Source organism: Alphaproteobacteria bacterium (assembly GCA_039980135.1).
Taxonomy (GTDB): Bacteria; Pseudomonadota; Alphaproteobacteria; order UBA6615; family UBA6615; genus UBA8079.
Genome location: JBDXCV010000003.1, coordinates 180,810 through 206,303 on the forward strand (window position 1 = coordinate 180,810; position 25,494 = coordinate 206,303).

Consider the following 25,494-nt stretch of genomic DNA (forward strand, 5'->3'; position numbering starts at 1 on the left):
TCGAACGAGTATCCTACTCGCTGTAGTACTTCCGGTAACTGCCGTAATAGTAGTAACCCGAATCGCCATAGTCATAGGACGCATGCTTCTTGACGTTGACCTGGGTCAGGACGGTGCCGGCGAGGTTCGCACCCGCCTCCAATGCCTGTTTGACGCCGGCAAGAACGGTCTCGCGACGGGTCTTCTCCCAGCGGACGAGGAACAGCGTGCGGTCGACATCGCGCATCAGAACCAGCGCGTCCGAGACCGCCATCAACGGCGGCGTATCGAAGATGACCATGTCGTACATCTCGCCCAGGCGCGGAATGAGCCGACGCATTTCCTCGGAACTCAGCATATCCGTCGGGTTGGGCGCCCGCGACCCGGCCGTCACATAATGCATGGTCGACGATGGGTGAATTTCAATCACATCCTCAAGCTCGGCCTGGCCGGCGAGCAAGTCGCTCAAGCCGCGCTGGTTGGGGACATCCATGTATACATGCAGGCTTGAATTGCGCAGATCGCAGTCGAGGATACACACGCGCTGGCCGGATTTCGCCGCCGTGATGGCGATCGAAAGCGCAGTCGATGTCTTGCCCTCGCCCGGGATCGACGACGTGATCAGCACAGTGCGCGGCGGCTTGTCGACCGACGACAACATCAGGCCCGTTCGCACCGATCTTATCGCCTCGCCATAAGTCGAGTTTGGTCTCGCCAATGCGAATTCGTGGGGCCGCTTGCCCTCTGCCTGGCTGCGTTGCAGGGCAGGCACCATGCCCAACGCCGCCACGCCGCTCTGGCTTTCGAGCTGTGCGGTGGATCGGAAACCGCTGTCCATGAACTCGGCCACGAAGGCGAGCGCGAAACCGACGACCGCAGAGAAGGCGATGGCGGCCGCGATCATCAGCCGCTTTTTCGGGAAGAACGGTCCGCCGGGCACGGTTGCGCGAGAGATAATGCGTGCATCGGCCTCCTGCTCGGTACCTTCGAGGATGTCGGTTTCCTTCAACCGCTCGAGGAAGGTTTCATAGAGCTGGCGGTTGGCCTGGACTTCACTGGACATGGACTGGAGTGTCGCCTGGGCCTCGTTCTGTTCCTCGAGCGTGCCCTCGATCCGCGACAATTCCGATCGAATATTCGCCTCGCGCACGCGGGCGATCTGCAATTCGTTGCGCATATTCGCAGCGACTTTCGACACCTCGCGCTCGATCGCGCCACGCAGGTCCGCGAGCTCGTTCTCCGCCAGTTGCAAACGCGGGTGCCCGGGGCGCAGCTGGGTCTGGAATTCGGACAGCTTGCGAATAACCTCGGCTTCCTGTTCGCGCAGACGCGAAATGAGTGCGGAGTTGAGCACCGCTGCGGCGGTTTCGAGACCGGCACCCGATTCGAGCAACTCATTGACCTGGGCGAGCCGCGCCTCGGTTTCGGACAATGCGATCCGCGCCTCGGCGAGTTCTTCGTTCACGCGGGCCAGTTGCTGCTGATAAACGGTGATGCCGCCAGCATCGATGATGCCCGCATCGGAGCGGTAGCGCGCAATTTCCTGTTCCTGTTCGATCACCCGCTCGCGCAGCTCATTCACGCGCGCCGACAGGAAGTCGCCGGCCCGCGAGGTTGCTTCGCCCCGGTCCGTCAGCTGATCGAGAATATAAAGCTCGGCGGTCGTGTTTGCCGCCAACGCGGTAAATGCCGGATCCTCCGACGTGTAACTGATCGTGATGACACGGCTGATGTTGGACGGGGTTACGGACAGGCCACCGAGATACTGACCGGCGGCGAGTTCGCGCAGATACGCCTCGCGATCCTCGGGCTCCCACGTCATCAGGGGATGGACCTCGGCCTCGGCCTTCGTTTCCTCGGCCTCGACTTCCAGGATGTCCTCGGGACTGCCGATGATGGAAAGCAGGAAGACCTTCCCGGCCTTGACCAGGCTTTCGAACAGGCTGGGTTCCGGTTCCCACAGGATCGGATTGAAAAGCGGGCTCTTGGTCAACTGCAGTCGATCGACAGCCTGAAAGGCGAGCTCGCGACTCTTGATAACTTCAGCCTCGGTTTCGTTCGTATAATAGTCCGGCGTCAACCCGCTCACGACGGATTCAATATCGACCACATTCTGCCGGTTCGGCTCCACGACGATCTTGGTACTGGCGGAATAGAGCGGCGTGATCTGGTTAACCATCATCACGGTGATCGCGGTGATGATGAACATGACACCGGCGATCAGGAATTTCCGGCGCCGCAGAATCGACAACAGACGCCGAAGGCTGAAGCCCTCGGACTCAGGCGCCGGCATCATGAAGCCCTGGTCGGGCTGCGCGCCGTAATCCTGTGTCGGAAATTGCGAAACCGTGCTCATCGAATCTTTAAACCTGGACGACCAATCTTGTGAATATAAGCGCGCCCTCACCGCTTCCGCCGTCAACGAACGCGGAACTGCCAAACTCTATTTGGCACTGATGAAGGGCACTCTCTATACACAAATTCTTGCACTCCGGATCAAAAAAGATCATCTGCCCCGATAAGAGCAATTTGCATGCCAGACCGCGAACCTGATCCCGACTCTGTCAGATTGCCCCCGCGACGCGCGAAACGGAAATACCCGGCACACGATCAGGCAGCCCGGATTCGGACTACCCTTGGTATTCTGCGCGAGTATGTGGGGGCTTGAGCGACTTGTAAATGTATTTCTAATAATATGTTTTAAAGTCGGCTAACAAACAATTGATAAAACTTATTAAAATCCGTTATCCATACCAGGTTTAGGGTGCCGGATAGGCCCGAATACCGGGCTTGGTATCGCCAGCCCTACCTGTATGATATTCAGTCTAAAACAGGCGTCGGCGCACTTCCAGGGTGTCACCCGGCAGCACCGGTGCATTCGGGGTTGCGGCGTATTTGATATCGCCAACTTCCGTTTCCCGGACGATAACAATCTCAGACTGATCCGCGCGACGGGTAAACCCGCCCGCAATAGCCACCGCCTGTCGCACATTGAGACCGGACAGGAAGGGATAGCTGCCCGGCGCGTTCACCTGACCGAGAATATAAAACGGCCGGAAGTTCAGAACCTCAACGGAGACTCGCGGCTCGACCACAAAGTCCCGGTTGAGGTCGTCCGCGATGATGGCGCGAAGCTCTTCCAGGGTATGACCGCTGGCCTGCACCTGGCCCAGCAGCGGGTAAGCGATCTCGCCCGTACCGTCGACCTCGAATTCGCCGGAGAGATCCGGATGACCGAACACGGATATCGCAAGCCTGTCGCCCCCGCCCATCCGGTAAAAACCGCCGCTTGCGGCGTTGTCAGTCGTCAGGCCGATCTGTTCGGGCGCCAGGGGCAATTCGACATCGGTCGAAATCAGGTCGCACGCCGCAAGAGCAAACATCGCAACAAATAATGTTCCGGTTTTTCGCATGGTCACATTCCTGTTCGCCGGCAGGCGGCGTTCACGCTTGTAATTGATTCTATAGTTCCGCGCCAACACGCAAGGACACCCTGTTTTCGGTCATTTCGTCGGTTGCCAGGTCGCCATCCTGTATTTCACGGGTCAACGACAGCCGGGAGTAGACATTCCGGTTGATGGCCCAGTCGGCGACGAGCCCCAGAATCATGGCCTGACGCGACGTGTTGGTCCCGATACCCTCGAATTCCTCGACCCGGAACGTCGTCTCGGCCGTCAGAATCCAATCGTCTTGCGGCGTCCAGTCCACACTGGTGGTCAGGGACCGGGTCAGCGTGCCCGATACGCCCTCGGCCGCCGCGCCTTCGAAAGTCTGGTTCAACGTACCGCTCAGCGTGGTCACCGAGGTCGGATTCCAGACGAAGGTGCCACGGGAGAGATAATTGACGGTGTCTTCAAACTGCTCGTCCTTGTTCTTGCGCGTGGACAGGCCGGCGAGAAACTCGAGGAACGTGATCGGCGTCGCGTTCAAGCGAACGCCCGCAGTCATCTCATATTCGTTATAGTCCCGGATCGTGCCAAAATCGTCCACTTTGACACGGAATCGGCTGAAGAAGGCCCGTGGTTGCACGAAAACCGTCGTTCCTTCCTCGATCTCCCAGCCAATCCGCGCGCTCCCCTGATAGTCGGTCTCCCAACGGTCCGAGTTGTTGCGCGGACCGTTATTCTCGAAACTGACCTTGGAAACCTGAAGCTGCAGATTGAGCTGCAACCCGTCGGGGATGGCGCGCGTGAAGCCCAGGACAAGGGAGTTTACATACGAAATATCGGGCGAAAACTGTTCGCCCGGATCGTCAATATCCCCGCGCGCGCCGTGACCACGCGTGTGACTGAGGCTCGCCGATGCCGATGTAAAATCGTCAACGACGAGATTCAGCGCCGTAGCAAGGTTGTAATCTTCGAAATTTTCGAGCGGGTGGTTCTTGTGTCGTCCGAAACTCGTGGAGCCCGAGAAGCTCAGTGAATGATTATCCCAGTCTGATGCAATGACGAGACTGGGCCGATAGACCGTAATCAGTTCGCTCTTGCCTTCGGTCGCACGAAACAGGTTGTCGGTGTGCGTAAATTCCACCTCGAACTTCGGAAAGGCGATAAACGTACTGATGATGTCTTCGCGTTCCTCATCGGGATCGTAGCCGCCATCTTCGAGCAGGTCGAACGGCAGTTCGATCAAGCGATCAAGCTCGATTCCTATGGGATTTTTCTCGAAAATGCCGACCCCGCGCACGCTCTCGGCCTGGGCATCCTGCGCGTACGCGTGCAACGGTACAGCCAGTGCGTACGTCGCCGCGGCCGCAACGCACACGATGGCCGGAATCAGTTGCCGCCCAAACCGGAAACCCTGGGTGGGGCGGAATGGGCGGCGATCTGTATACTTCGTTGTCACGCCAGTAAAACTTCCCTGCGGTTATGCGGGGCTCGCCGCGTCCTCATCTTCTACGATCGGCTCCGGAAGGTCGAGCAATTCGAGTTCCGGTCCGGCCGCCGGCTCAATTTCTTCGAGCAGATCCGCCAGCGCCGTTGTGATATCGGCTTCGAGTTCGAGGCATTCCTCGGTCTCGAGAATGGCCTGGGAAGCATCAAGATGCCGGCTGAATCCGCCCTCGCCGCCCTCGGTGATCGGCTCGACCATGGCGCCGGTCAGATATGTCTGGCGTTCCTGCTCGCCGCCGCCCGGCGGGATCAGTTCGACCTCGAGCTGACCGTTGGTCACCTCGACCTCGACCATCAGCGCGCCGCCGCGCTGTTCGGTCACGGAAAGGCCGTTCACCTCGGAAGAGGAAACATTCGGTTGCGCGCCGGGCGCCGACAACACCGCCTGGGGCAGCCACTCGTCGGGCGGATGGTCGCCCAGAGCCACGGAGCGCCCATTTACCACCACGCTGCCGCCCAGGGGCGAAAGATAGGTGCTCTCGTCACCGATATCATCGGTGAACAGCAACACCCGATGTACGCCGTTTTCCATCGGCGTGACGAACTTGTTCACGCCGACAATGCCATTCGACAGCAGGGCCTCGTTGCCCGGACGCTGCAAGGCGCGTGGTTTACCGCCGAGCAGCCGGGAATCTCCCGGTGATACACGATCGAACCCGGCCATCGTGCGCGCATCGGGCGGGCCGAAGTCAAAGCCGCGCGCCGCGGGAGGAAGCGCAAAGCTCTGGTCGACGAAAACCTTCATCACCTTCGGCGGGCACAGGGCCGGTGTCGCCACCTGAGCGATGCGGTCGGCCGCCGCAATCAACGCGGCAGGGTCCGAAAAACCACCCGTTGCCTGCAGCTGATTGATCGCCACGACCGCGCGCGCGGCGATGTCCTGGGGGCGCGGATTGCCGGACAGCAGATAGTTCGAAATCGCCCGCCGCCCTTCGACGGATTGGCCGGACGCGCCCGACAAGACCGCGTCGGGCACCAGCGGGCCATTCTGCTGGGCCTGCGCGGAACCGGCGACCAATGCGGCACACGCCGCACAAACAAGGGCGGCACCACGCAATTTTGATGTTCTGGAGAGTGACAGGGGAGTTTTCATGAATTTAAACCCGGTGTTTGAAACAGGCCAACGAACGGAAACCCTCCCCCGAGTGTTCTCGTGTTGTGTCATTACATATAGCAACGCTTGACCCCCGTATCCAGACTAAATCTCGCCACTCAATCTCGCACGCGTAATCAACACACTCATAGAATCAACTTTGCGCCATGATTCGTTAAGGGTTTGTTAGAACTCGACCCCGGCAATTGAAATGTTTTGAAACGTTTCTTCCATAGTTATTTCAACATGTTCGAATATGTTTCCTCTTGTTAACCATTGTTTGCTAGGTTCCGCCCACTAAATTCATGATTCAACACATGAATCTATTGAATTGCCCATCACGTCCCTGGACGCATGACCGACGCAACTGATTCCCAGGACAACGATCCGGCCGAAGGCACCCCCTCGGGCGAGGTCGTGCGTGTACGCCCGGACGACGCACCACCGCCGAAACCGGGGTCGGGCCGCGTGGACACATTGCTGCGTTGCCTGATCCGTCTGACGCTGCACTATGGCCGCCCTGTCGCCGCACCGGACATCCGCGCGACGGTGCCGATCCCCGACGCCGGCATGCATCCCGAATCCTTCAGCCGTGCGGCAATCCGGCTCGGCTATGCCGTGCGCGAGGTGCCGTTCGATCTGGCCGCTGCGGGTGAGCTGCCGGTTCCGTTCGTGCTGATCGGGCGCAACGGCGGCCCCTCCACGCTGGTGCTGTCGCGCCAGGGTGACGAGCTTATCGTCTTCGACCCGCTGGCCGAACAGACCGTGCGCGTGAAGGCCGGCGGCGCGGTGAACCTTTCCGATCGTGCGATCCTGATCAAACCGGAAGACACGGTCACGCCACGCACGAACTGGCGATCCCTGATCGGCAAACGGGTCCGGGCCATCGCCTGGGAGCTCGTGCTCGCCTCGACCTTCATCAACCTGTTCGCGCTCGCCAGCCCGCTGTTCATGATGACCGTTTACAACAAGGTCATCGGCCAGCGCGCCGTCGATACGCTGCAGGTGCTCGTGATCGCCGTCATCACGGTCGCCATGTTCGATGTCCTGCTTCGCGCGATCCGGGGGTACGTATCGAGCTACACGGGTGCGCGCCTGGATGCGCTGATCGGCTCGGAAGTGGTGCACCATCTGGTGCATCTGCCCTACCAGCATTTCGAGCAGACACCGACCGGCGTCATTACCGAGCGGCTGCGCCAGCTCGATACCGTGCGCGCCTTCTTCTCCGGCCAGATGCCGATCACGCTCGTGGACATGGCCTTCGTCATCCTGTTTGTCGGCGCGCTGTTCTTCGTCAGCCCGCTCCTCGCCTTCCTCGTCGTTGCGGTGATGCCCGTCTTCGTCATTCTCTCGATCGTCTTTCACAAGCAACAGAAAGAACTGATCGAGCAGGACTTCGTCGCCCATGCCGCCAAGGCCTCCGCGCTCAACGAAACCATCAACAACGCCCTGACAATCAAGTCGCTCGGGCTCGAATCGGAAGTCGAGAACCGTTGGAGTCAGCGGCTCGCGCTCGGCGCCTGGACCGGCTTCAAGACCCAGAACCAATCCAACATCGTATCGGTCGTCGGCTCGCTCATGCAGCAGCTTGTCGGCTACGGCGTCGTCATCATCGGCGTGTTCCTGATCCTCGACAACCAGCTGTCGATCGGCGCCCTGATCGCCGCAAATATTCTCGCCAGCCGCGCCATCGCGCCGGTCCGCCAGGTGGTGAGCGCCTGGCATCAGCTGCAGGAAGTTCGCGCGGCATTCACCCGCCTCGACGAGATCATGGAAGAGCCCCAGGACACCGCGCCCGGCTCCACCAGCCCGCTGCCCCCGATCCGCGGCAAGATCGACTTCGAGAATGTCAGTTTTCATTTCGCCGAAGGCCAGCCGCCCATCCTCGACCGGGTGAACCTCTCCGTGCCCCAGGGCGCCATCATCGGCATCGTCGGCCCGTCCGGGTCAGGCAAGTCGACCCTGGTAAAGATCCTGCAGGGGCTCTACACGCCCGATTCCGGCCGCGTGCTGATCGACGACACCGACATCGCACACATGTCCCTTTCCGCCCTGCGCCAGCAGCTGGGCGTGGTCCCGCAGGACGTGCAATTGTTCGCCGGCACGGTCCGCGACAACATCTCGATCGGCATGCCGGTCAAGGATCCCATGCGGGTGGTCGCGGTGGCGCGCTTCGTTGGTGCCCATGACTTCATCCAGCGCCTGCCGAACGGCTACGACACGGTCCTCGGCGACCGCGGCAACGGCCTGTCCTCCGGCCAGCGCCAGCTCATCGCGCTGGCCCGCGCCCTGATCCGGAACCCGCGGCTGATCATTCTCGATGAGGCCACAAGTGCGCTCGATCTGGTGTCGGAAGATATGGCGATGCGCAATCTCCGGCGCGCCGCCGGCGACCGGACCATCGTCATGGTGACCCACCGCACCGCGCCGCTGGCGATCTGCGATCAGGTCACCTTCATGATGAACGGCCGCGTCGAACGCACCGGCACACCGGCCGAGATCATTCCCTATGCGCGCGAACGCATGGCCGAAGATCGGCGTCCGAACCAGCAGGAATCCCCGGGCAGAGATGCCGACTCCGACGGCCGGGGCACCACATCGGGAGAGACGGCCTGATGTTCGGGTTCGCACGACGCAAACGCGGCACCGAAGGCGAAGGCGCCACGACGCGCATGGCGCTCGAGGGGCGCGGACTCTCGGCCGTGATGACCCCGGCGCGCTACGCGGACTTCCTGCCCGACGCACAGGCGATCGCGGCGCGCGAGCATTCGCCGCTGGCGCGCATCCTGCTGGTCGCGATTACCCTCCTCGCCGCGCTCGCGATCGGCTGGGCCGCGTTCGCCGAGGTGGAGAAAGTCACGACGGCGCAGGGCCGTGTCCGGCCCGACAGCCGGGTCAAGATCATCAATCACCCCGAGGGGGGCCGGATACAGGAAATCTACGTCGTCGAAGGCCAGCGCGTGGTGGCCGGCGCGCCGCTCGTGGAATTCGATCCGGAGTTTCTCGACGAGGAAGTCGGCCGGTTGCGTGAGGAGTGGACCACCTTCGCCGCCCAGACCGCGCGGCTCGAAGCCGAATCCGTCCGGTCGAACGTGTTGATTTTCCCCGAAGACCTCGACGCTGCCGCCCCAAGCATACTCTCCAACCAGCGCGCCCTGTTCGACGCCCGACGCGCCGCTTTCGCCGCCAACCGCAGCGCGGCGGAGGACGCGGCCCGCCGCTTCGAACGGGAAGTCGAGTCCCTGCGGGGCCAGCTCGTTTCGCTGAGCCAAACGGCCGAGATTCGCCGTGAGCAGGAATCCAGGACCCGAGATTCGACCGAGCAGGGATACTTCCCCCGCCTGAGATACCTGACCATCAAGAACGAGTTGGTCGAGGCGGAGAGCCAACTCGCGAGCCGGCAGAAGGAATTGGCGGCGCGCGAGGCGCAGCTCGCCGAGGCCCGCGGCCGGGTCAACCAGATCGAGGAGGATTACTTCTCGGATGTGCTGGCGCAGCTGGTCGAATCACGCCAGCAGCGCGACAGCCTGGCCCGGGAACTCGCCCAGACATCCTCCCAACAAAGCCGCCTGATCGTCAGGGCGCCGGTCGACGGCATCGTGCAGAATCTGACCGTTTCCAGCAGCGGACAATCGGTGAGCGACAACGATCCCCTGATGAATCTGATCCCCACCGGCGACACACTGATCATCGAGACACGGGTCGAGAACGACGATATCGGCTTCATCAAGCTCGGCCAGGAGGCCAAGATCCGGGTCAACACCTATGACTTCGTGAAGTTCGGCACCCTTAACGGCACCGTGTCGCAGATCGCCGCCGACGCCACCGAAGATCCGGGCGGCCAGGGCGAAGTCTTCAACTATGTGGTGCTGGTCAAAACCGATCGCACCCATCTGGGCCCCACCCCGGCCGACCAGCCGGTCGTGCCCGGCATGCAGGTGACGGCCGATTTCAAGATCGGCGAGCGGACAATCCTCAGTTTCCTGACCGACAGGGTGGCGCAAACCACCAGCACGGCGTTGCGCGAGCGCTAGTTTCCGCAAATCTACAAGAGCGCAACGATCAGTTCGCGCGCGCGCATATCCGCGACGGCATCGCGCACATCAGCTGACACCTTGTCCGCCGGCTCGTCGGGAAACGCCTCGCGATAGGCCGCCGCCGCGTCGGCAACGCCCGTGGGCGTTGCAAACAGGGTCCACAGGCCGCTGGTCACGGCATTCAGATAGAACACTTCCCCGGTCCCCGGTTCGACCAGGAAGACATCGTCGTCCAGGGTCGTCTCGGTCACCGCCGGGTTGCGCACATACAAACTCTCGCGGCCACCGGCCATGTCCAGTTATCCGTCGTTTCGGTTCGACAGCGCCGCCAGCAGCAGATCAGCTGCGGCGGCCCCGTCTCGGTAGTGCAGAATATAACCCTGACAGGCTTCTGCAAGCCGGCTCATGGCGGGCACGAGCGTCTCCGGTCCGGCCGGCGAGGTCGCCTCCTCGATCAGGGCGCGGGCGATATCCCCGGCCGGGGCCGACTCCAGACGGGGGTCGCCATCCAGACCGGGGTCGCGCCGGGGCAGAATCACGCAGCCGAGCGGCCGGATCTCGCCAAAGCCCAGCGCCTCATCATCTTCCAGATGCAGATAGGCAATCGATTCATCGGTCAGATACCAGCGCGCCTCCACAAGCGCCGCCAGCTCCGGCCCGGGCGGGAGCGGGGTACGTGCCTTGGCGGCGAGCCCCAGTCCGGCCACCCGGTAGGGCGCCGCCCCGGTAGACAGCAGAATCCGATCATCGGCCAGGTGGCGGCAGCCGCGCGCGGCGAGGCGCAGGGCCAGGGTCGATTTTCCGGCCTCGGTCGGCCCGGCGAAAAGGACCGCCGCGCCCTCGAGTTCGACAGCTGACGCATGCAGGCTGCAAAACGCCATCGCGTGGGCGAGGATGCCGTCGATCAGCAATCCGGCCAGGGCGTTCGCGGCATTGTTGAAATCGGCCGCGACCGAGAAGCCGCCGTCCCAACTGACCGCCATGATGCGGAACTGCGTGCCCTCACGGGTCACATCTATATCGGCGGCGGGGATATCGACGACGTCCGCGGCCATCCGGGTCCAGAACGCCCAGCGTGGCAGAAAGACCAGCAGCGCCTCGCGAAACGCATCGGCGTCGACGCCGGGTCCGAGACGCACCGACAGATCGCGCCCGTAGCCCTTGAAGGTCAGGTGGGTATCTTCCGCAACGATGGGCGTGTCTCCCGGCGTCACTCGCGCGGCGCGTGTTTCGCCAGAATGCGCTGCAGCGTTCTTCGGTGCATCTTCAACCGCCGCGCCGTCTCCGAGACGTTGCGGTCGCATTGTTCATACACCCTTTGAATATGCTCCCAGCGGACCCGGTCCGCCGACATCGGCCGGTCCGGCGGCGGTGGCAATGTGGCCCCGTCGGCCAACAGCGCCGCGGCGACCTGGTCCGCATCCGCGGGTTTGGGCAGATAATCCACCGCCCCGGCCTTCACCGCCGCCACCGCGGTCGCGATGTTGCCATAGCCGGTCAGCACGATAATCCGGGCATCGGGCCGTACGCGGCGCAGGGCCTCGACCACCTCGAGTCCGCTGCCGTCTTCGAGGCGCAGGTCGATCACGGCATATTTGGGCGGGCGGGCCTCGACGGCACGAATGCCCTCGGCCACGGACTCCGCCACATCCGCCTGAAAACCGCGCCGGTCCATCGCCTTGGCCAGTTGCAGGCGGAGATTGACCTCGTCATCGACGATCAGCAGCGATGCATCGTCGGGTATCGGCAGCTCGTTCACATCCGCATCAACCATGATCGTCGATTAACCCGTCCCCGCATCAACTTCAAGATCATCGCGCGGCCAAGTGATCGATACTTCCGCGCCATCCGTACGCGCCGCCGCACGCGCATTCGAGAATCGTATCCGGGCGCCGGTGCGTTCGAGCAGGGACTGGGCAATGAAGATACCAAGCCCCAGATGCCCCTGTCCGCGGTTGGAAATATAGGGCTCGCCGACGCGATCGAGAACCGACGGCGGGAATCCCGGTCCGTCGTCACGCACCTCGACCCGTGCCTCACTCTCGTCCCACGAAATATCAACCGAGACATGTCCATCGGCGAACTGCACCGCGTTCTGGATCACATTGCCGAGCCCGTGCAGCAACTCGGGGCTTCGCGTGACCAACGGCTCGGCGCTGTCGTCGATGCCCGCCGCCACAAGATCGAGCACGACATCCTCGTCCCTGTGCCGCGCGGCGGCCGCCGCCACGACATCCGAAAGCAGTATCCTGGCGAACGGATCATTGGTATCCGCCAGCTCGGGCGCGCGGCCCAGTTCGGCCAGGATGTCACGGCACCGCTCCGCCTCGGCCTGCAGAATACGCACATCGTCGGCATATTCGCTGTCGGGCGGAATTTCGCGGGTCAGTTCCTTGGCCGTCACCGCGATGGTCGCCAGGGGACTGCCGAGCTCATGGGCGGCGGCCGCCGCCAGCCCGCCCAGTGCCGAGAGCTGCTGTTCACGCGCCAGCGCCAGCTGGATCGCCGTCAGCGCATCCGACATGCGCCGTCCTTCACCCGCCACGCTGCCGATATAGCCGCCCAGGAAAAGGGTACCCACGATCACGGCGGTCCACAGCCCGCCGATATAGAACACCGGCAGCTCCAGCCCGCCCCCCGACCAGGGCAGCGGCAGATGATGAAAGGCGAGCATACTCGCGCAGCCGATCACCAGGATGCTCAACAGCGCCGTGGCCGCCCGGCTCAGGGTGGTCGCGGAGACCGTCACGGGTCCAAGGAAAAGCAACGAGAACGGGTTGCCGAGCCCGCCGGTGAGATACAGAAGCACGGCCAGCTGCAGGATATCGAACGCGAGATAGGCAGCCGCTTCCCACTCGTTCAGGCGGCCGCGCACGGGACGGCGAAACGTCATCGCCACATTCAGCAACACCGACGCACCGATCGCCGCCAGCGCGGCATCGATCGGCAGCGACCAGTCCAGCCCGAACCGAACGATCAGCAAGGCTAAAAGTTGGCCGGCGATGGCAATCCAGCGAATCAGGACGAGCGTACGCAGGCGGACCTGCGCGGCAGACCGGTTCGGCCGGAGGTCCGCGAACGGCTTGCCGCCGGACAGCTGTGTGCGATCGTCGGTATGCGTCATCGGAGCCGCAATGCGCCTAATCGCCCCGGGGAAACTTCGCCGCGAGCGCCGGGTCGAATTCCCCGTCGAGCAACACGAACATCACCTCACAGGCAGCACCGCTGCGATTGACCCAGGCATGGTTGGTGCCGCACTGGATCACCACATCGCCTGCCTTCAGTTCCACCTCGTCATCGTCGATGACCATCGTGATCTCGCCCGACAGGATCAGCGCATAATCGATGGTCTCGGTGCGATGGCTCGCCGGGTGGTCGCCGCCGCGGCCATAGGTCGAGGCTGGCTCGTTGCCCAATGCGCGGAAGGCGGCGCGGGCTTCCTCGACCGTGCGGTTGCGCACGTCTTCGGTCTCGGGTGCGAAATGATTGATGCGAAACACGCTACCATTCTTCTGGGGCATCTGGCGGCGCGGCCCCAGGGTGGGTTCCTCGTGCCGCTGGACGATCTTCGCCGGGGTCTCGCCGGTCCGCCACAAATCCGTCGACCAGTCGTCGTCATTCTTCGGGTTGATGTGGACGAACGGTGCGGGGCCATCCTCGATCACGACCGCCTTGCCGTTGTCATCGTGGCCCATCACCACGCGCCGGATGGGTGTTGCCATGGTCCTTCCTCCCCCTGTGCTAGATACTGGGTGTTGGTTTCCGAGTGGTCGTTTGCCGCAACAACCATACGAGGACAGGCGACCCCTGCCCAATACGAAGATGAATGCCATGATCGAGAATATGCAGCGCGGCGACTGGAAAGACGTTCGCGCCATCTATGGCGAGGGGCTCGCGACAGGGCTCGCTGCGTTCATGACCAGCCCGCCGAAATGGGGTACATGGAATGCGGCGCATCTGCACATCGGCCGCCTCGTCGCGCGCCGCGACGACGGGCGTATCACGGGTTTCGCCGCCCTGTCGCCCGTCCCCGACACATGAGGGGCGGCCGGGGTCGCTGAGGTCAGCGTCTATGTCACCGACACCGCCCGCCGACAGGGTTTCGGCGCGTCCCTGCTCGCGCGGTTGATCGCCGTCTCCGAAGCCGATGGCTACTGGACGCTGCAGGGCCAGGTGATGGCGGCAAACACCGCCAGCTGCGCCTTGCTGGCAGGTGCGGGCTTCCGCGAGGTCGGCCGGCGCGAACGCTACGGCCATATCGACGACGACTGGCGCGACGTGATCCTGTTCGAACGCCGCAGCGCGCGGGCGGGCGGCCCGGGTCTGCCGACGATAGCCTGCGGCTAGTTCGCCTTGCCGCTGACTTCGGCATCCGCAAACGTCGCCATGCCGGTGTGACAGGCGAGCGCCGCGCGCACGATCTGGATCGCCAGCGCCGCGCCGGAACCTTCGCCCAGCCGCATCGCCAGCGCCAGCAGCGGCACCTTGTCGAGCTTCTCGCACAGCGCACGGTGGGCCGGCTCGGCCGACAGATGCCCGATCATGCAATGGTCAATCGCATGGTTGTCGATGGCGTGCAGCACCGCCGCGGCCGCCGTGCAGGTGTAGCCGTCGAGCAGCACCGGCACCCCTGCGAGCCGCGCCGCGATGATCGCGCCGGCGATGGCGGCGATCTCGTGACCGCCCAACGCGCGCAGCAGCTGCAGGGGGTCGTCCAACAAGTCCCGGTTGGCGGCGACACCGGCCTCGACCACGGCGACCTTCGCCGCCAGCGCATCGCCCGCGACGCCGGTGCCCGGGCCGGCCCAGTCCTGCGGGTTGCCACCATACAGCGCGTGACAAATTGCGGCCGCAGATGTGGTGTTGGCGATCCCCATCTCGCCGAGCGCGATCAGCTCGACCCCGGCCTCGACCGACATCATCCCGTAGGCCAGCGCCTTGGCGCAGTCTTCCTCCGTCAGGGCCGGGCCCTGGGTGAAGTCCGCGGTCGGGGTGTCGAGCGCCATCTCATAGACCCGCAGATCCGCGTCCGCCAATTCGGTGAGCTGGTTCACGGCCGCGCCGCCGGCGACGAAATTCTGCACCATCTGCACGGTGACCTCGGCGGGGAACGCCGACACGCCCCGGGCGGCCACGCCATGATTGCCGGCGAACACCGCGACCCGGGCATGGGTCACGTTCGGCGGGTAGCGGCCCTGCCAGGCGGCGACCCATTCGGTGATCTCCTCCAGCCGCCCGAGCGCCCCGGGCGGCTTGGTCAGCTCGGCCTCGCGCGCGCGGGTCGCCTCGACCGCCGCAATATCGGGGGCGGGCATCTCGGCGATCAGCTTGCGGATCTCATTGAAATCCGGGCCGGCGCCCGCGCCAGCGCCGCCCCCGGCGCCGTTACCTGTTTCGCTCATATCGTGTGACCGCAAGTTCCGTTTCGGAAAGGAAAGCGGTTGTCCTATAAGTCGGGCATGGATGCAAATGACGAAAATGGCCGCACGCAACTCGCCGCGCAGCTCCGTCTCGCGGCCACGTTTCTGACGCGGCTGCCGGTTGAGCACATGCCGGGTGAAGACGACACCAGCGATGCCCTCTTCGAGGACGCCGAAACACCCCCGACGCTGGCCGACGCCATGTGGCTGTTCCCGCTGGTGGGGTTCGGCATCGGCGGCGTTGGCGCGCTCATACTCGGCGTACTGGCGTGGGTCGGCGTGCCCGCCCCGGTCGCGGCCACGCTCGCCATCGGGGGCATGATCTGGCTCACCGGCGCGCTGCATGAAGACGGCCTGTCCGACATCGCCGACGGCTTCGGCGGCGGCGGCGACCGCGAAAGCAAACTCGAGATCATGCGCGACAGCCGGCTCGGCGCCTACGGCACCGTCACCCTGGCCGTTGTCGTTGTCACCAAGATCGCCGCGCTGGCGACCATCGCCGCCCATGATGTGGGGGCCGCCGCCGGCGCGCTGATCGCCGCCGCCGTATGGAGCCGGGCACTGATCGCGCCGACCATGCGCTGGCTCGAACCTGCCCGTGACGACGGGCTGGGTGCCGACGCGGGAAAACCCGGCGAGGGCGACGGCTGGAAGGGGCTCGGCCTTGCCGTGTTGCTGGTCCTTCTGGTGCTGGTCACCCCGGCGGGCTTCGGCGTAATCACGGTTCTCGTTGCCGGCGGGCTGGGCGCGTTCGTGGTCGGCATGATCGCGCTTCGTCAGATCGGCGGCTATACGGGCGACGTATTGGGCGCGGGGCAGGCCATCGCCGAAACCGCCGCACTCGTGGCGGCAAGCGCCGTCATCTCCGGGAGTATTTGATGACCACGCGCACACGCTGGTGGTGGGTCCGCCACGCCCCGGTTCGTTCGACCGGTGGGCGGATTTACGGCAACACCGATCCTCTTGCGGACACAAACGACCCGCCCACCTATGCCGGATTGGCACGGATTCTCCCAAAAAATGCATTGCTTGTGACGTCACACCTGCAACGCACCCATCAGACGGCGGACGCCATCAAGGCCGCGGGGCTGGATTTGCCCGACCCGCATATCGAGGAAGGCCTGGCGGAGCAGGATTTCGGCGCCTGGCAGGGCCGCAAGCGCGAGGAAGTCTATGCCGAACTGGACCCCAAGCACATGTTCTGGCTCGCCCCGGCCAACACCCGGGCCCCCGGCGGCGAGAGCTTCGCCGACCTGATGGTGCGCGTCACCGGCGTGATCGAGCGGCTGAACGTCGAACATGCGGGCCGCGACATCGTCGCGGTCACCCATGGCGGTACCATCCGGGCCGCGATCGGGCACGCGCTCAAGCTCGACCCCGAGGCCGCACTCACCTGCCAGGTGGATAATTGCTCGCTCACCCGGATCGACCATTTCGGACCCAGCGAGAGCCACCCGGACGGCGCATGGGCAATTTTCCACATCAATCAGATCCCGACCCAGGACTCCACACTGGTTCCCGATCACACCGCCATGCTAGCCTTGGTGCAGCGCTGAAACAGGGAAGTCCGGTGCGGAGCCATGCGGTTCCAAGACCGGCGCTGCCCCCGCAACTGTAACGGTCAGGCCGTGCGCAACACCCACTGGCGAACGATCCGCCGGGAAGGATGCGCGCGGGCCGTCGATCCGGAGCCAGGAGACCTCTTCGGCGCGCAACATCCGCGCATACCCTCGGGAGGAGGAACCGCGCCGTGACCGAAGACATGTCGAACGATCGAACCAGACACGGGGCCGCCGTCAACGACGACGACCGGCCCGGCAATTTGTTGCCGGCCCTGACTCTCGTCCTCGGCGGCGCCCGCTCGGGCAAGAGTCATCACGCCGAAACCCTGATCGCCGCCCATCTGGAAGCCGGCGCCAGCATCACGCGACCGACCTATATCGCCACCGCCGAGGCCGGCGACGGCGAGATGGTCAACCGGATCGCGGATCACCGTGCCCGGCGCGGCGATCGATGGCATACGGAAGAAACACTCCTGGCGCTTGCCGACACGATTGTCAGAGCCACCGACGATGGCCAGCCGGCGCTGATCGATTGCCTGACCTTGTGGTTGTCAAACGTGATGCACGCCGAGCTCGATCTCAACGCCGAGACTTCGACCCTGCTCGACGCCTTCGCCCACGCCAGGGGCCCGGTGGTCTGCGTGTCCAACGAGGTCGGCCTCGGGATCGTCCCGGACAATGCGCTCGCCCGCGCCTTTCGCGACGCGGCCGGCCACCTCAACCAACAGGTCGCCGCCCAGGCCGACCGGGTCGACTTCATCGCCGCCGGCCTGCCCATCACCCTCAAAAACGAGCTGTCATGAACCGCATCCCCGCCACCGTCGTCACCGGATTCCTCGGCGCCGGCAAGACCAGCCTGATCCGGCACCTTTTGGAAAATGCCGGCGGTCGCCGCATTGCTTTGGTGATCAACGAGTTCGGCGATCTGGGCATCGACCGTGGCATCGTCGAAGGCTGCGCCATTCCCGGCTGCGAGGACGACGACATCGTCGAACTGGCCAATGGCTGCATCTGCTGCACCGTGGCCGACGATTTCCTGCCGACAATTACGGCGTTGCTCGATCGCGCCGACCCGCCCGACCATATCGTCATCGAGACCTCCGGTCTGGCCCTGCCCAAGCCGCTGCTCAAGGCCTTCGCCTGGCCCGAGGTGCGCGCGCGCACGACCGTCGACGGGGTGGTCACCGTGATCGATGCCGCCGCCGTCGCGTCCGGCCGCTTCGCCGACGATCCCGCGGCCATCGCCGCGGCCCGGGCCGAGGACCCGTCGCTGGATCATGACAACCCGCTGGAGGAACTGTTCGTCGACCAGGTGAGCTGCGCCGACCTCATCATCGTCAACAAGGCCGACCTGGTGGGCGAGGGCGACGGGTCGGTCGAGGCCGCACTGGCACCCCATCGTCGCGCCGGCGTGCGCGCCGTATCGGCGACCCATGGGCGTCTCGACCCCGCGGTCCTGCTCGGACTCGACGCGGAGGCCCAGGACGATCTCGACACACGGCCCAGCGTGCATGACGGCGCGGACGAGCACGACCATGACGATTTCGACAGCTTCATCGTCACGCTCGGCGCGATCGACGACCCCGATGCCCTCGAGCGCCGCCTGATCGATGCCGTGAAGCGCCACGATATCTTCCGCATCAAGGGTTTCGCCCATGTGCCCGGCAAACCCCGGCGGCTTGTGGTGCAGGGCGTCGGTCATCGATTCCAGCGCTATTTCGACCGCGACTGGGCTGACAGCGAGACCCCGCGGACCGAGCTCGTCGTGATCGGGCGTAGCGGCATGGACCGGGCGGGCATTGAAGCGGTGTTGCAGGGCGGCTGATGCATCTGCTCGCCGCCGTCCCGGGAACTGTCGATGATGGTACTGAAGCGATCGATCTGGGTCAGTCGCCGGGGGATATCGTTGTCCTTACGGCCGCGGACACGGAAATCGCCGCGCTCGCGATGGCGAACCGGGCGCGTCTCGCAGAAGACCCAGACGCCCCCAGTCTGCGCCTGGCCAACTATCTGCGCCTCGCCCACAACATGTCGGTGGATCTGTATGTCGACGACATCGTCCGCCACGCGAAGCTCATCGTCTGCCGCCTGCTGGGCGGGCGCGGCTACTGGCCCTACGGCGTCGACGAGATCGTGGCAGCCTGCCGGACGGCGGGTATTCCCGTCGCCTTCCTGCCGGGCGATGATCAACCCGATGCCGCGTTGGCCGGCCTGACATCCGTCGACGCGGGCGACGCCCACCGCCTCTGGCAGTATCTGGTACATGGCGGCATCGAGAACGCGGGCAACTTCCTCGCCTTCGCCGAGAGTCTCGTCGGAAAGGAACGAACTTGGCATGAACCCGCGCCCCTGACGCGGGCCGGGCTGTACTGGCCAAGCGCGAATGACCTCACGCTGGAAGGCCTTCGTGAACACTGGATCGACGGCGCGCCCGTCGCCGGCATCCTGTTTTATCGCGCACTGATGCAGGCCGCGAACCTCGCCCCGGTCGATGCGTTGATCACAGGGTTGCAAGAAAAGGGCCTCAACCCGCTACCCATCCACGCCGCGAGCCTGAAGGACCCGCTGGCCGCCGCGATGATTGCCGAGACCTTCGCCACGGCACCGCCCGACGTGATCCTCAACGCCACCGGCTTCGCCCTGTCGGCCCCCGGCGCGACTATCGAACGCGGACCCTTCGCACACACCGATGCGCCGGTGCTGCAGGTTGTCTTCGCCGGGTCCACCGAAGACGCCTGGCGCGATACCGCGAACGGCCTGTCGGCACGGGACATCGCGATGAATGTCGCCCTGCCCGAGGTCGATGGCCGGGTTCTGGCCCGGGCCGTGTCCTTCAAGGGTTCGGACGTCCGCGACGATCTCAGCGAGACAGATATCGTGGCCCATGTGCCGGTTCCGGACCGGATCGACTTCACCGCCCGGCTCGCGGCCAGCTGGGCCCGACTGCGGAAGACTCCGGTCAACCGGCGCCGGATCGCCATCGTGCTGGCCAACTATCCCAATCGCGACGGGCGGATCGGCAACGGTGTCGGCCTCGACACGCCCGCCGGGGTCGTGTGCGCGCTCGAAGCTATGGCCGCCGCCGGATACGACATCGGCGACGCACCGGCGGACGGCAATGCACTTGTCACCCGCCTGCAGGCCGGCCCGACCAATGCCGGGACGGCGGGGCGCATGATTGAAGAAACACTGCCGCTGCCCGACTACGAGATGTTCTTCGCGCGCCTGCCGGCGCCCGTCCGCGATGCGGTTATCGATCGCTGGGGGCCACCCGAGGCCGACCCGATGTTCATGGCCGGCCACACCGATTGCGGCGCCTTCGCCGTCTCCGTCTTTCGTTGTGGCGAGGTCGCGATCGGGCTGCAGCCGGCGCGCGGTTACAACATCGACCCGGCGGCCAGCTATCACGACCCGGACCTTGTGCCGCCCCACGGCTATTTCGCCTTCTATGCCTGGATGCGCGAAAATTTCGCCGCCGATGCCATCGTGCATTTCGGCAAGCACGGCAACCTCGAATGGCTGCCCGGCAAGGCCGTCGCCCTGTCCGAGAATTGTTTCCCTGAAGCGGCACTCGGGCCGCTGCCCCACATCTATCCGTTCATCGTCAACGACCCGGGCGAAGGCACACAGGCGAAACGCCGGGCGGCCGCCGTGATCATCGACCATCTGACGCCGCCGCTGGCCCGCGCGGAGACCTACGGTCCGCTGAAGGATCTGGAGGCGCTGGTCGACGAGTATTACGAGGCGGCCAACGTCGATCCGCGGCGCCTGGCCGTGCTCGGCCGTCAGATTGTGGAACTTGTCCGGGAGACCGGTCTCGACCGCGACCTCGGCTTCGCCGCCGATGCCGACCTGACAGACACCGACGCCCTCAACCGGCTCGACGGCTATCTGTGCGAACTCAAGGAACTGCAGATCCGCGACGGGCTGCACGTGTTCGGCGAGGCTCCCAGGGGCGCGTTGCGCACGGGGCTTCTGTCCGCCCTCGTCCGCCTACCGCGCGGCACCCAATCGCCGGGCGATGCGTCATTGTCGCGCGCGCTGGCAGATGATCTCGGTCTCGGGTTCGACCCGCTGGACTGCGACTTCGCGGCATCCTGGGACGGGCGGAAACCATCAGAACTGGTCGATGACCAGCCCTGGCGCACGGTCGGCGACACGGTGGAGCAACTGGAGCTTCTCGCCGCCGCGCTGATCGATGGAACGTCCACGCCCGATCCGGGCTGGGCCGCGACGGCGGCGGTGCTGGAGTCCCTCGCGCAGACCATCGCGCCGGCCATCGATATCTCCGGTGATGCCGAACTGGCGGGCCTCCTGACCGGCCTCGACGGGCGCTTCGTCGCGCCGGGCCCGTCGGGCGCACCCACCCGCGGACGGCCGGACGTGCTGCCGACCGGACGCAACTTCTACTCGGTCGACACGCGCACCGTGCCCACGCCCGCGGCGTGGGAACTGGGCTGGAAGTCCGCGCAGCTGCTGATCGAGACCCACGCCCAGACCCACGGCGACTGGCCCCGCGCGGTGGCGCTGTCGGCCTGGGGTACCAGCAACATGCGCACCGGCGGCGACGACATCGCCCAGGCCCTGGCGATGATCGGCGCCCAGCCGCGCTGGGACAGCGCATCGCGCCGCGTGACAGGCTTCGAGATCATGCCCGTGTCCGTGCTCGACCGCCCACGCGTGGACGTGACCTTGCGGGTTTCGGGTTTCTTCCGCGACGCGTTTCCGGGCCTGATCGATCTGTTCGACAGCGCCGTGACCGCCATCGCGGACATCACGGACGAGAGCCCCCGTGACAACCCCATCTCGGAACGTGTCGCCAATGAAGCCGCAAGACTGACCGTCGCGGGCATGGCCGCAGATGACGCACGACGTCAGGCGGGCTATCGCGTGTTCGGTTCCAAGCCGGGGGCCTACGGGGCCGGGCTGCAGGCGCTGATCGACGAGCAGGGCTGGGATAGCGCCGACGATCTCGCCGCCGCCTATATCGCCTGGGGCGGCTGGGCCTATGGTGCCGGAACAGGGACGGGCCGCGAGGAATCCTATGGTGTTGCGGCGCATGACAGCTTCGCCCACCGTCTCGGGCGGGTCGAGGCCGTGATCCACAATCAGGACAATCGCGAGCATGACCTGCTCGACAGCGACGACTATTACCAGTTCGAGGGTGGGCTGGCGGCGGCGGTGACGGCCCAATCGGGCGCAGCACCCAGCGTTTACCATAACGATCACTCGCGGCCCTTCGCCCCCGCGATCCGGACCCTGGAAGACGAGATCTCGCGCGTGGTGCGCGGCCGCGTGACCAACCCCAAATGGATCGATGGTGTCATGCGTCACGGCTACAAGGGCGCCTTCGAGATGGCGGCGACCGTCGACTATCTGTTCGCCTTTGCCGCCACCACCAACGCCGTGCGCGACGATCAATTCGACGCGGTCTACAAGGCGTTCCTCGACGACGACGCGGTGCGCGCATTCCTCGCCGAACATAACCCCGCGGCCCTGGCCGAGATGGCAGCGCGCTTTCTGGAAGCCGCCGAACGCGGCCTGTGGCAGGCGCGGTCCAACTCGGCCTATGCTCGCCTGAGCGAACTCACCGGCCAGCGACTGGAGAACAGCGCATGAGTGACACAGACAGAAACGAAACCGAGGCCGACGACGCCCGCTGGGCGGAGAAGAAGCGCAAGCAGAAGGCCGCCCGCGACCGCATGCTTGCAACGAAGACCCGCGAGAAAGGGCTGCTGATGGTCCACACCGGCAAGGGCAAGGGCAAAACCACGGCGGCCATGGGGCTCGCCATGCGCGCGCTCGGCAACGGTATGAAAGTGGGCATCGTCCAGTTCGTGAAGGGCAAGTGGGAGACCGGCGAACGGGAAATCTTCGAACATTTCCCGGACCGGGTGACGATCCGGGTCATGGGCGAGGGGTTCTCGTGGGATTCACAGGACCGGCAACGGGATATCGCCGCCGCCGAGGCCGCCTGGGAGATGGCGAAGGAGATGATCGCCGACCCCCAATACGGGCTGGTGGTGCTCGATGAGATGAACATCCCGCTCCGCTATGACCATCTGGATATCAACGACGTGGTCGCCGGGCTCCTGGCCAAGCAACCCGACATGCATGTCGTCGTGACCGGGAGGAATGCCAAACCCGAACTGATCGAGGCCGCCGACATGGTCACGGACATGACCATGGTGAAGCACCATTTCCGCGACGACGTGAAGGCACAAAAGGGCATCGAGTTCTGAGAAACACCTGCCCATGACGCCCGCTTCGAAAACACCGGCCATCATGTTCCAGGGCACCGGCTCGGACGTCGGCAAATCGCTGATCGTTGCCGGGCTGTCACGGTTATTCGCGCGGCAGGGCCTCGCGGTGCGGCCTTTCAAACCCCAGAACATGTCCAACAACGCGGCACCGGCCATTTCGCATGAGGCGGGCTGGGGCGAAATCGGCCGCGCCCAGGCGCTGCAGGCGCGCGCCGCCGGACTCACCCCCCATACCGACATGAACCCGGTCCTGCTCAAGCCGCAAACCGATGTCGGCGCCCAGCTGGTCGTGAACGGCCGCGTCCGGGGCAACGCCGACGCGCGGGCCTACCACGCGCTCAAGCCGTCGCTGCTGCCCGACGTGCTCGACGCCTATAACCGGCTGGCTGACGGCGCCGATCTGATGCTGATCGAGGGGGCGGGAAGCCCGGCCGAGGTGAACCTGCGCGCCGGCGACATCGCCAATATGGGTTTCGCGGAAGCCGCCGACGTGCCGGTGGTTCTGGTTGGTGACATCGAACGCGGCGGGGTCATCGCCGCACTCGTCGGCACCTGCGAGTTGCTGCCGGCCGAAGAACGCGCGCGGCTCGCGGGCTACATCGTCAACCGGTTTCGCGGCGACCCGAGCCTGTTCGACGACGCGTTGCCGATCATCCACGCCCGGACCGAAATGAATTCGCTCGGAATTCTGCCCTGGCTCGACAGCGCCCGCGACCTGCCGGCGGAAGACACCGCATCGCTGACCGCGCGGTATGACGGGGCCGGCTGGACGGCCGCCGAAATCCGCATCGCGGTGCCCCGACTGCCGCGGATCTCCAATTTCGACGACCTCGATCCCCTGGCGTCCGAGCCGGATGTGGCATTACGGCTGGTGGAGCCCGGCGACACGCTGCCGACCGATGCCGATCTCGTCCTGCTCTGCGGTTCGAAATCGACTCGCGCGGATATGGCGGCACTGCGCGAAAATGGCTGGGCCGACCAGATCGGTGCGGCTGCCCGGCGCGGCGCACATGTCGTGGGGATCTGCGGCGGCTACCAGATGCTGGGGCATACCATCGCGGACCCGAAGGGCATCGAGGGCCCGCCCGGCAAGACGGCAGGGCTCGGCCTGCTGGAAATCGAAACGGTCATCGCGGAAGAAAAGGTACTGGCACCCGTATCCGGGACTTCGTCCATGACGGGCGATGCGGTCACCGGGTTCGAGATGCATATGGGCGCCACGACGGGGCCCGACACGGCGCGGCCAATGCTGATGATCGACGACCGAAATATCCGCCGCCCCGACGGTGCCGGCAGCGAAGACCAGCGCATCGCCGGGACCTATGTGCATGGTGTTTTCGCTGCGGACGGCTTCCGCCTGAATTTTCTCAAAAGCCTCTACCCCGCGCGAAACAAGGCATTTTCATCGAACCGGCATATAGACATTGCGCTCGACCGCCTGGCGGACCACATAGAAGAGCATATTGATACCGCGCGAATACTGGAGATCGCGCGACGCACCTGATGCCATGAAAGCGATGCGGATTATGCGTCAATTGAAGTCAGGACTGATGATTGCGGCGACGGCACTCCTGGTCGCAACATTTTCGACGCCGGCCTTCGCAGGCGCCATCCATAAGGATGTGCCCGAGAAGGTCGATCCGGATAAACGCTATCTGATCTATCTCCACGGCGCCTGGCTGGAATCCCATGCCCTGTCGGAGCCCCACCCGAAACGCGGGCTCTACCAGTATGAAAAAATTCTCGCGGAACTGGCCGCACGGGATTTCGAAGTCATCTCGGAACTGCGCGTCGGCAAACCCAACCCGCGCAAATACACGCGAACCCGCGTGATTCCCCAGGTCAATGCTCTGCTGGCAAAGGATGTCCCGCCAAACCGCATCACGGTCGTGGGATTTTCCAAGGGTGGGATGATGACCCTGGTTCTTTCGGCACAGGCGAAAATGCCCGCACTGAACATCGTGAACCTCGCCGGATGCGGCAAGGGGCGCTTCCGCGCGGCCTATGACAGTTTTCTAAAGAATGATGCTGCAAAAATGCAGGGCCGCATGTTGTCCCTTTATGACCCGGCCGATCTTATCGCCGGCACATGCGCCGAAGCGGCCATGCTGGGCACGCGGCTGAAGATGACCGAAGAAGCGCTCAAGCCCGGCAAGGGGCATGGAACTTTCTACAGCCCGAATCCCGCCTGGCTCGACCGAATCGCCAGCTGGTCGGCTGCCGCCGGTAAGCCGAAAACGAACTAGCC

At 64.7% G+C, this 25,494-nt stretch carries 21 protein-coding genes, 1 pseudogene and 1 riboswitch; of the genes and pseudogenes, 12 read left to right on the forward strand and 10 right to left on the reverse strand.

The window, feature by feature from the left end; genetic code table 11:
• Window positions 1-13 precede the first annotated feature (13 nt).
• The 4 genes from ABJ363_02775 to ABJ363_02790 form a co-directional block, all read right to left on the reverse strand.
• The gene (locus ABJ363_02775) at window positions 14-2,335 is read right to left on the reverse strand and encodes a polysaccharide biosynthesis tyrosine autokinase (GenBank protein ID MEP4377898.1); all 2,322 of its coding nucleotides are present in this window, start codon (window positions 2,333-2,335) and stop codon (window positions 14-16) included.
• A 469-nt stretch (window positions 2,336-2,804) separates the two neighbouring features.
• Window positions 2,805-3,392 carry a polysaccharide biosynthesis/export family protein gene (locus ABJ363_02780; protein ID MEP4377899.1) on the reverse strand — a complete coding sequence of 196 codons (588 nt, stop codon included), beginning with the start codon at window positions 3,390-3,392 and terminating at the stop codon, window positions 2,805-2,807.
• Window positions 3,393-3,441: 49 nt separating this feature from the next.
• Window positions 3,442-4,701, reverse strand: a complete 1,260-nt coding sequence (locus ABJ363_02785; GenBank protein MEP4377900.1) for an outer membrane beta-barrel protein — start codon at window positions 4,699-4,701, stop codon at window positions 3,442-3,444.
• 144 nt (window positions 4,702-4,845) lie between these two features.
• Window positions 4,846-5,964 carry a hypothetical protein gene (locus ABJ363_02790; protein MEP4377901.1) on the reverse strand — a complete coding sequence of 373 codons (1,119 nt, stop codon included), beginning with the start codon at window positions 5,962-5,964 and terminating at the stop codon, window positions 4,846-4,848.
• Between the two features lie 354 nt (window positions 5,965-6,318).
• Here ABJ363_02790 and ABJ363_02795 point away from each other — a divergent pair, with 354 nt between their 5' ends.
• Window positions 6,319-8,580, forward strand: coding sequence for a peptidase domain-containing ABC transporter (locus tag ABJ363_02795; protein ID MEP4377902.1), 2,262 nt, complete (start codon window positions 6,319-6,321; stop codon window positions 8,578-8,580).
• Window positions 8,580-9,998 carry an HlyD family type I secretion periplasmic adaptor subunit gene (locus ABJ363_02800; protein ID MEP4377903.1) on the forward strand — a complete coding sequence of 473 codons (1,419 nt, stop codon included), beginning with the start codon at window positions 8,580-8,582 and terminating at the stop codon, window positions 9,996-9,998. The genes ABJ363_02795 and ABJ363_02800 overlap by 1 nt, the downstream gene beginning before the upstream one ends.
• Window positions 9,999-10,009: 11 nt before the next feature.
• Here the strand turns inward: ABJ363_02800 and ABJ363_02805 are convergent, their stop codons facing one another.
• Genes ABJ363_02805 through ABJ363_02825 form a run of 5 tightly spaced genes read right to left on the reverse strand, consistent with a single transcriptional unit; the run spans window position 10,010 to window position 13,723 of the window.
• Complete coding sequence (locus tag ABJ363_02805; protein ID MEP4377904.1) at window positions 10,010-10,294, reverse strand: PqqD family protein; 285 nt, start codon at window positions 10,292-10,294, stop codon at window positions 10,010-10,012.
• A 6-nt stretch (window positions 10,295-10,300) separates the two neighbouring features.
• Window positions 10,301-11,215, reverse strand: coding sequence for a hypothetical protein (locus ABJ363_02810; protein MEP4377905.1), 915 nt, complete (start codon window positions 11,213-11,215; stop codon window positions 10,301-10,303).
• The gene (locus tag ABJ363_02815; protein ID MEP4377906.1) at window positions 11,212-11,775 is read right to left on the reverse strand and encodes an ActR/PrrA/RegA family redox response regulator transcription factor; all 564 of its coding nucleotides are present in this window, start codon (window positions 11,773-11,775) and stop codon (window positions 11,212-11,214) included. Before ABJ363_02815 ends, ABJ363_02810 begins: the two co-directional genes overlap by 4 nt.
• Window positions 11,776-11,784: 9 nt before the next feature.
• Entirely contained in the window at window positions 11,785-13,125 is a 1,341-nt protein-coding gene (locus tag ABJ363_02820; protein ID MEP4377907.1) for an ActS/PrrB/RegB family redox-sensitive histidine kinase, read from the reverse strand.
• A 16-nt stretch (window positions 13,126-13,141) separates the two neighbouring features.
• Window positions 13,142-13,723 (reverse strand): cupin domain-containing protein, encoded by a 582-nt coding sequence (locus tag ABJ363_02825; protein ID MEP4377908.1) that lies wholly within the window; start codon window positions 13,721-13,723, stop codon window positions 13,142-13,144.
• A 109-nt stretch (window positions 13,724-13,832) separates the two neighbouring features.
• Between ABJ363_02825 and ABJ363_02830 the strand changes: the two genes are divergently transcribed.
• Window positions 13,833-14,042: a hypothetical protein gene (locus ABJ363_02830; protein MEP4377909.1), complete on the forward strand. Its 210-nt coding sequence runs from the start codon at window positions 13,833-13,835 to the stop codon at window positions 14,040-14,042.
• A 24-nt stretch (window positions 14,043-14,066) separates the two neighbouring features.
• A pseudogene (locus ABJ363_02835) lies at window positions 14,067-14,348 on the forward strand (GNAT family N-acetyltransferase).
• Here the strand turns inward: ABJ363_02835 and cobT are convergent.
• Window positions 14,345-15,403, reverse strand: coding sequence for a nicotinate-nucleotide--dimethylbenzimidazole phosphoribosyltransferase (cobT, locus tag ABJ363_02840; GenBank protein ID MEP4377910.1), 1,059 nt, complete (start codon window positions 15,401-15,403; stop codon window positions 14,345-14,347). The pseudogene ABJ363_02835 and the gene cobT sit on opposite strands and share 4 nt — an antisense overlap.
• 57 nt (window positions 15,404-15,460) lie before the next feature.
• Between cobT and cobS the strand changes: the two genes are divergently transcribed.
• The 8 genes from cobS (at window position 15,461) to ABJ363_02880 (ending at window position 25,492) form a co-directional block, all read left to right on the forward strand.
• Window positions 15,461-16,300 carry an adenosylcobinamide-GDP ribazoletransferase gene (cobS, locus tag ABJ363_02845; GenBank protein ID MEP4377911.1) on the forward strand — a complete coding sequence of 280 codons (840 nt, stop codon included), beginning with the start codon at window positions 15,461-15,463 and terminating at the stop codon, window positions 16,298-16,300.
• Entirely contained in the window at window positions 16,300-16,977 is a 678-nt protein-coding gene (locus ABJ363_02850; protein ID MEP4377912.1) for a histidine phosphatase family protein, read from the forward strand. Before cobS ends, ABJ363_02850 begins: the two co-directional genes overlap by 1 nt.
• Window positions 16,978-17,123: riboswitch (cobalamin riboswitch) on the forward strand.
• Between the two features lie 48 nt (window positions 17,124-17,171).
• Window positions 17,172-17,786, forward strand: coding sequence for a bifunctional adenosylcobinamide kinase/adenosylcobinamide-phosphate guanylyltransferase (gene cobU, locus ABJ363_02855; protein MEP4377913.1), 615 nt, complete (start codon window positions 17,172-17,174; stop codon window positions 17,784-17,786).
• On the forward strand, window positions 17,783-18,808 hold the full coding sequence (gene cobW / locus ABJ363_02860; GenBank protein ID MEP4377914.1) for a cobalamin biosynthesis protein CobW: 1,026 nt from the start codon (window positions 17,783-17,785) through the stop codon (window positions 18,806-18,808). The genes cobU and cobW overlap by 4 nt, the downstream gene beginning before the upstream one ends.
• Complete coding sequence (cobN, locus tag ABJ363_02865; protein ID MEP4377915.1) at window positions 18,808-22,602, forward strand: cobaltochelatase subunit CobN; 3,795 nt, start codon at window positions 18,808-18,810, stop codon at window positions 22,600-22,602. Before cobW ends, cobN begins: the two co-directional genes overlap by 1 nt.
• Window positions 22,599-23,225 (forward strand): cob(I)yrinic acid a,c-diamide adenosyltransferase, encoded by a 627-nt coding sequence (cobO, locus tag ABJ363_02870; GenBank protein MEP4377916.1) that lies wholly within the window; start codon window positions 22,599-22,601, stop codon window positions 23,223-23,225. Before cobN ends, cobO begins: the two co-directional genes overlap by 4 nt.
• 13 nt (window positions 23,226-23,238) lie before the next feature.
• Window positions 23,239-24,750 (forward strand): cobyric acid synthase, encoded by a 1,512-nt coding sequence (locus ABJ363_02875; GenBank protein MEP4377917.1) that lies wholly within the window; start codon window positions 23,239-23,241, stop codon window positions 24,748-24,750.
• Window positions 24,751-24,781: 31 nt separating this feature from the next.
• A complete protein-coding gene (locus tag ABJ363_02880; GenBank protein ID MEP4377918.1) occupies window positions 24,782-25,492 on the forward strand; it encodes a hypothetical protein in 711 nt (236 codons plus the stop codon).
• Window positions 25,493-25,494 lie beyond the last annotated feature (2 nt).

Bases quoted from the DNA above. Each gene is read 5' to 3' on its own strand.
- ABJ363_02795 (MEP4377902.1), top strand. From the start codon at position 6,319: ATGACCGACGCAACTGATTCCCAGGACAACGATCCGGCCGAAGGCACC.
- ABJ363_02875 (MEP4377917.1), top strand. From the start codon at position 23,239: ATGACGCCCGCTTCGAAAACACCGGCCATCATGTTCCAGGGCACCGGC.
- ABJ363_02850 (MEP4377912.1), top strand. From the start codon at position 16,300: ATGACCACGCGCACACGCTGGTGGTGGGTCCGCCACGCCCCGGTTCGT.
- ABJ363_02780 (MEP4377899.1), bottom strand. From the start codon at position 3,392: ATGCGAAAAACCGGAACATTATTTGTTGCGATGTTTGCTCTTGCGGCG.
- ABJ363_02800 (MEP4377903.1), top strand. From the start codon at position 8,580: ATGTTCGGGTTCGCACGACGCAAACGCGGCACCGAAGGCGAAGGCGCC.
- cobO (MEP4377916.1), top strand. From the start codon at position 22,599: ATGAGTGACACAGACAGAAACGAAACCGAGGCCGACGACGCCCGCTGG.
- cobS (MEP4377911.1), top strand. From the start codon at position 15,461: ATGGATGCAAATGACGAAAATGGCCGCACGCAACTCGCCGCGCAGCTC.
- ABJ363_02805 (MEP4377904.1), bottom strand. From the start codon at position 10,294: ATGGCCGGTGGCCGCGAGAGTTTGTATGTGCGCAACCCGGCGGTGACC.
- ABJ363_02815 (MEP4377906.1), bottom strand. From the start codon at position 11,775: ATGGTTGATGCGGATGTGAACGAGCTGCCGATACCCGACGATGCATCG.
- cobW (MEP4377914.1), top strand. From the start codon at position 17,783: ATGAACCGCATCCCCGCCACCGTCGTCACCGGATTCCTCGGCGCCGGC.
- cobN (MEP4377915.1), top strand. From the start codon at position 18,808: ATGCATCTGCTCGCCGCCGTCCCGGGAACTGTCGATGATGGTACTGAA.
- ABJ363_02820 (MEP4377907.1), bottom strand. From the start codon at position 13,125: ATGACGCATACCGACGATCGCACACAGCTGTCCGGCGGCAAGCCGTTC.
- ABJ363_02775 (MEP4377898.1), bottom strand. From the start codon at position 2,335: ATGAGCACGGTTTCGCAATTTCCGACACAGGATTACGGCGCGCAGCCC.
- ABJ363_02790 (MEP4377901.1), bottom strand. From the start codon at position 5,964: ATGAAAACTCCCCTGTCACTCTCCAGAACATCAAAATTGCGTGGTGCC.
- ABJ363_02830 (MEP4377909.1), top strand. From the start codon at position 13,833: ATGATCGAGAATATGCAGCGCGGCGACTGGAAAGACGTTCGCGCCATC.
- ABJ363_02825 (MEP4377908.1), bottom strand. From the start codon at position 13,723: ATGGCAACACCCATCCGGCGCGTGGTGATGGGCCACGATGACAACGGC.
- cobT (MEP4377910.1), bottom strand. From the start codon at position 15,403: ATGAGCGAAACAGGTAACGGCGCCGGGGGCGGCGCTGGCGCGGGCGCC.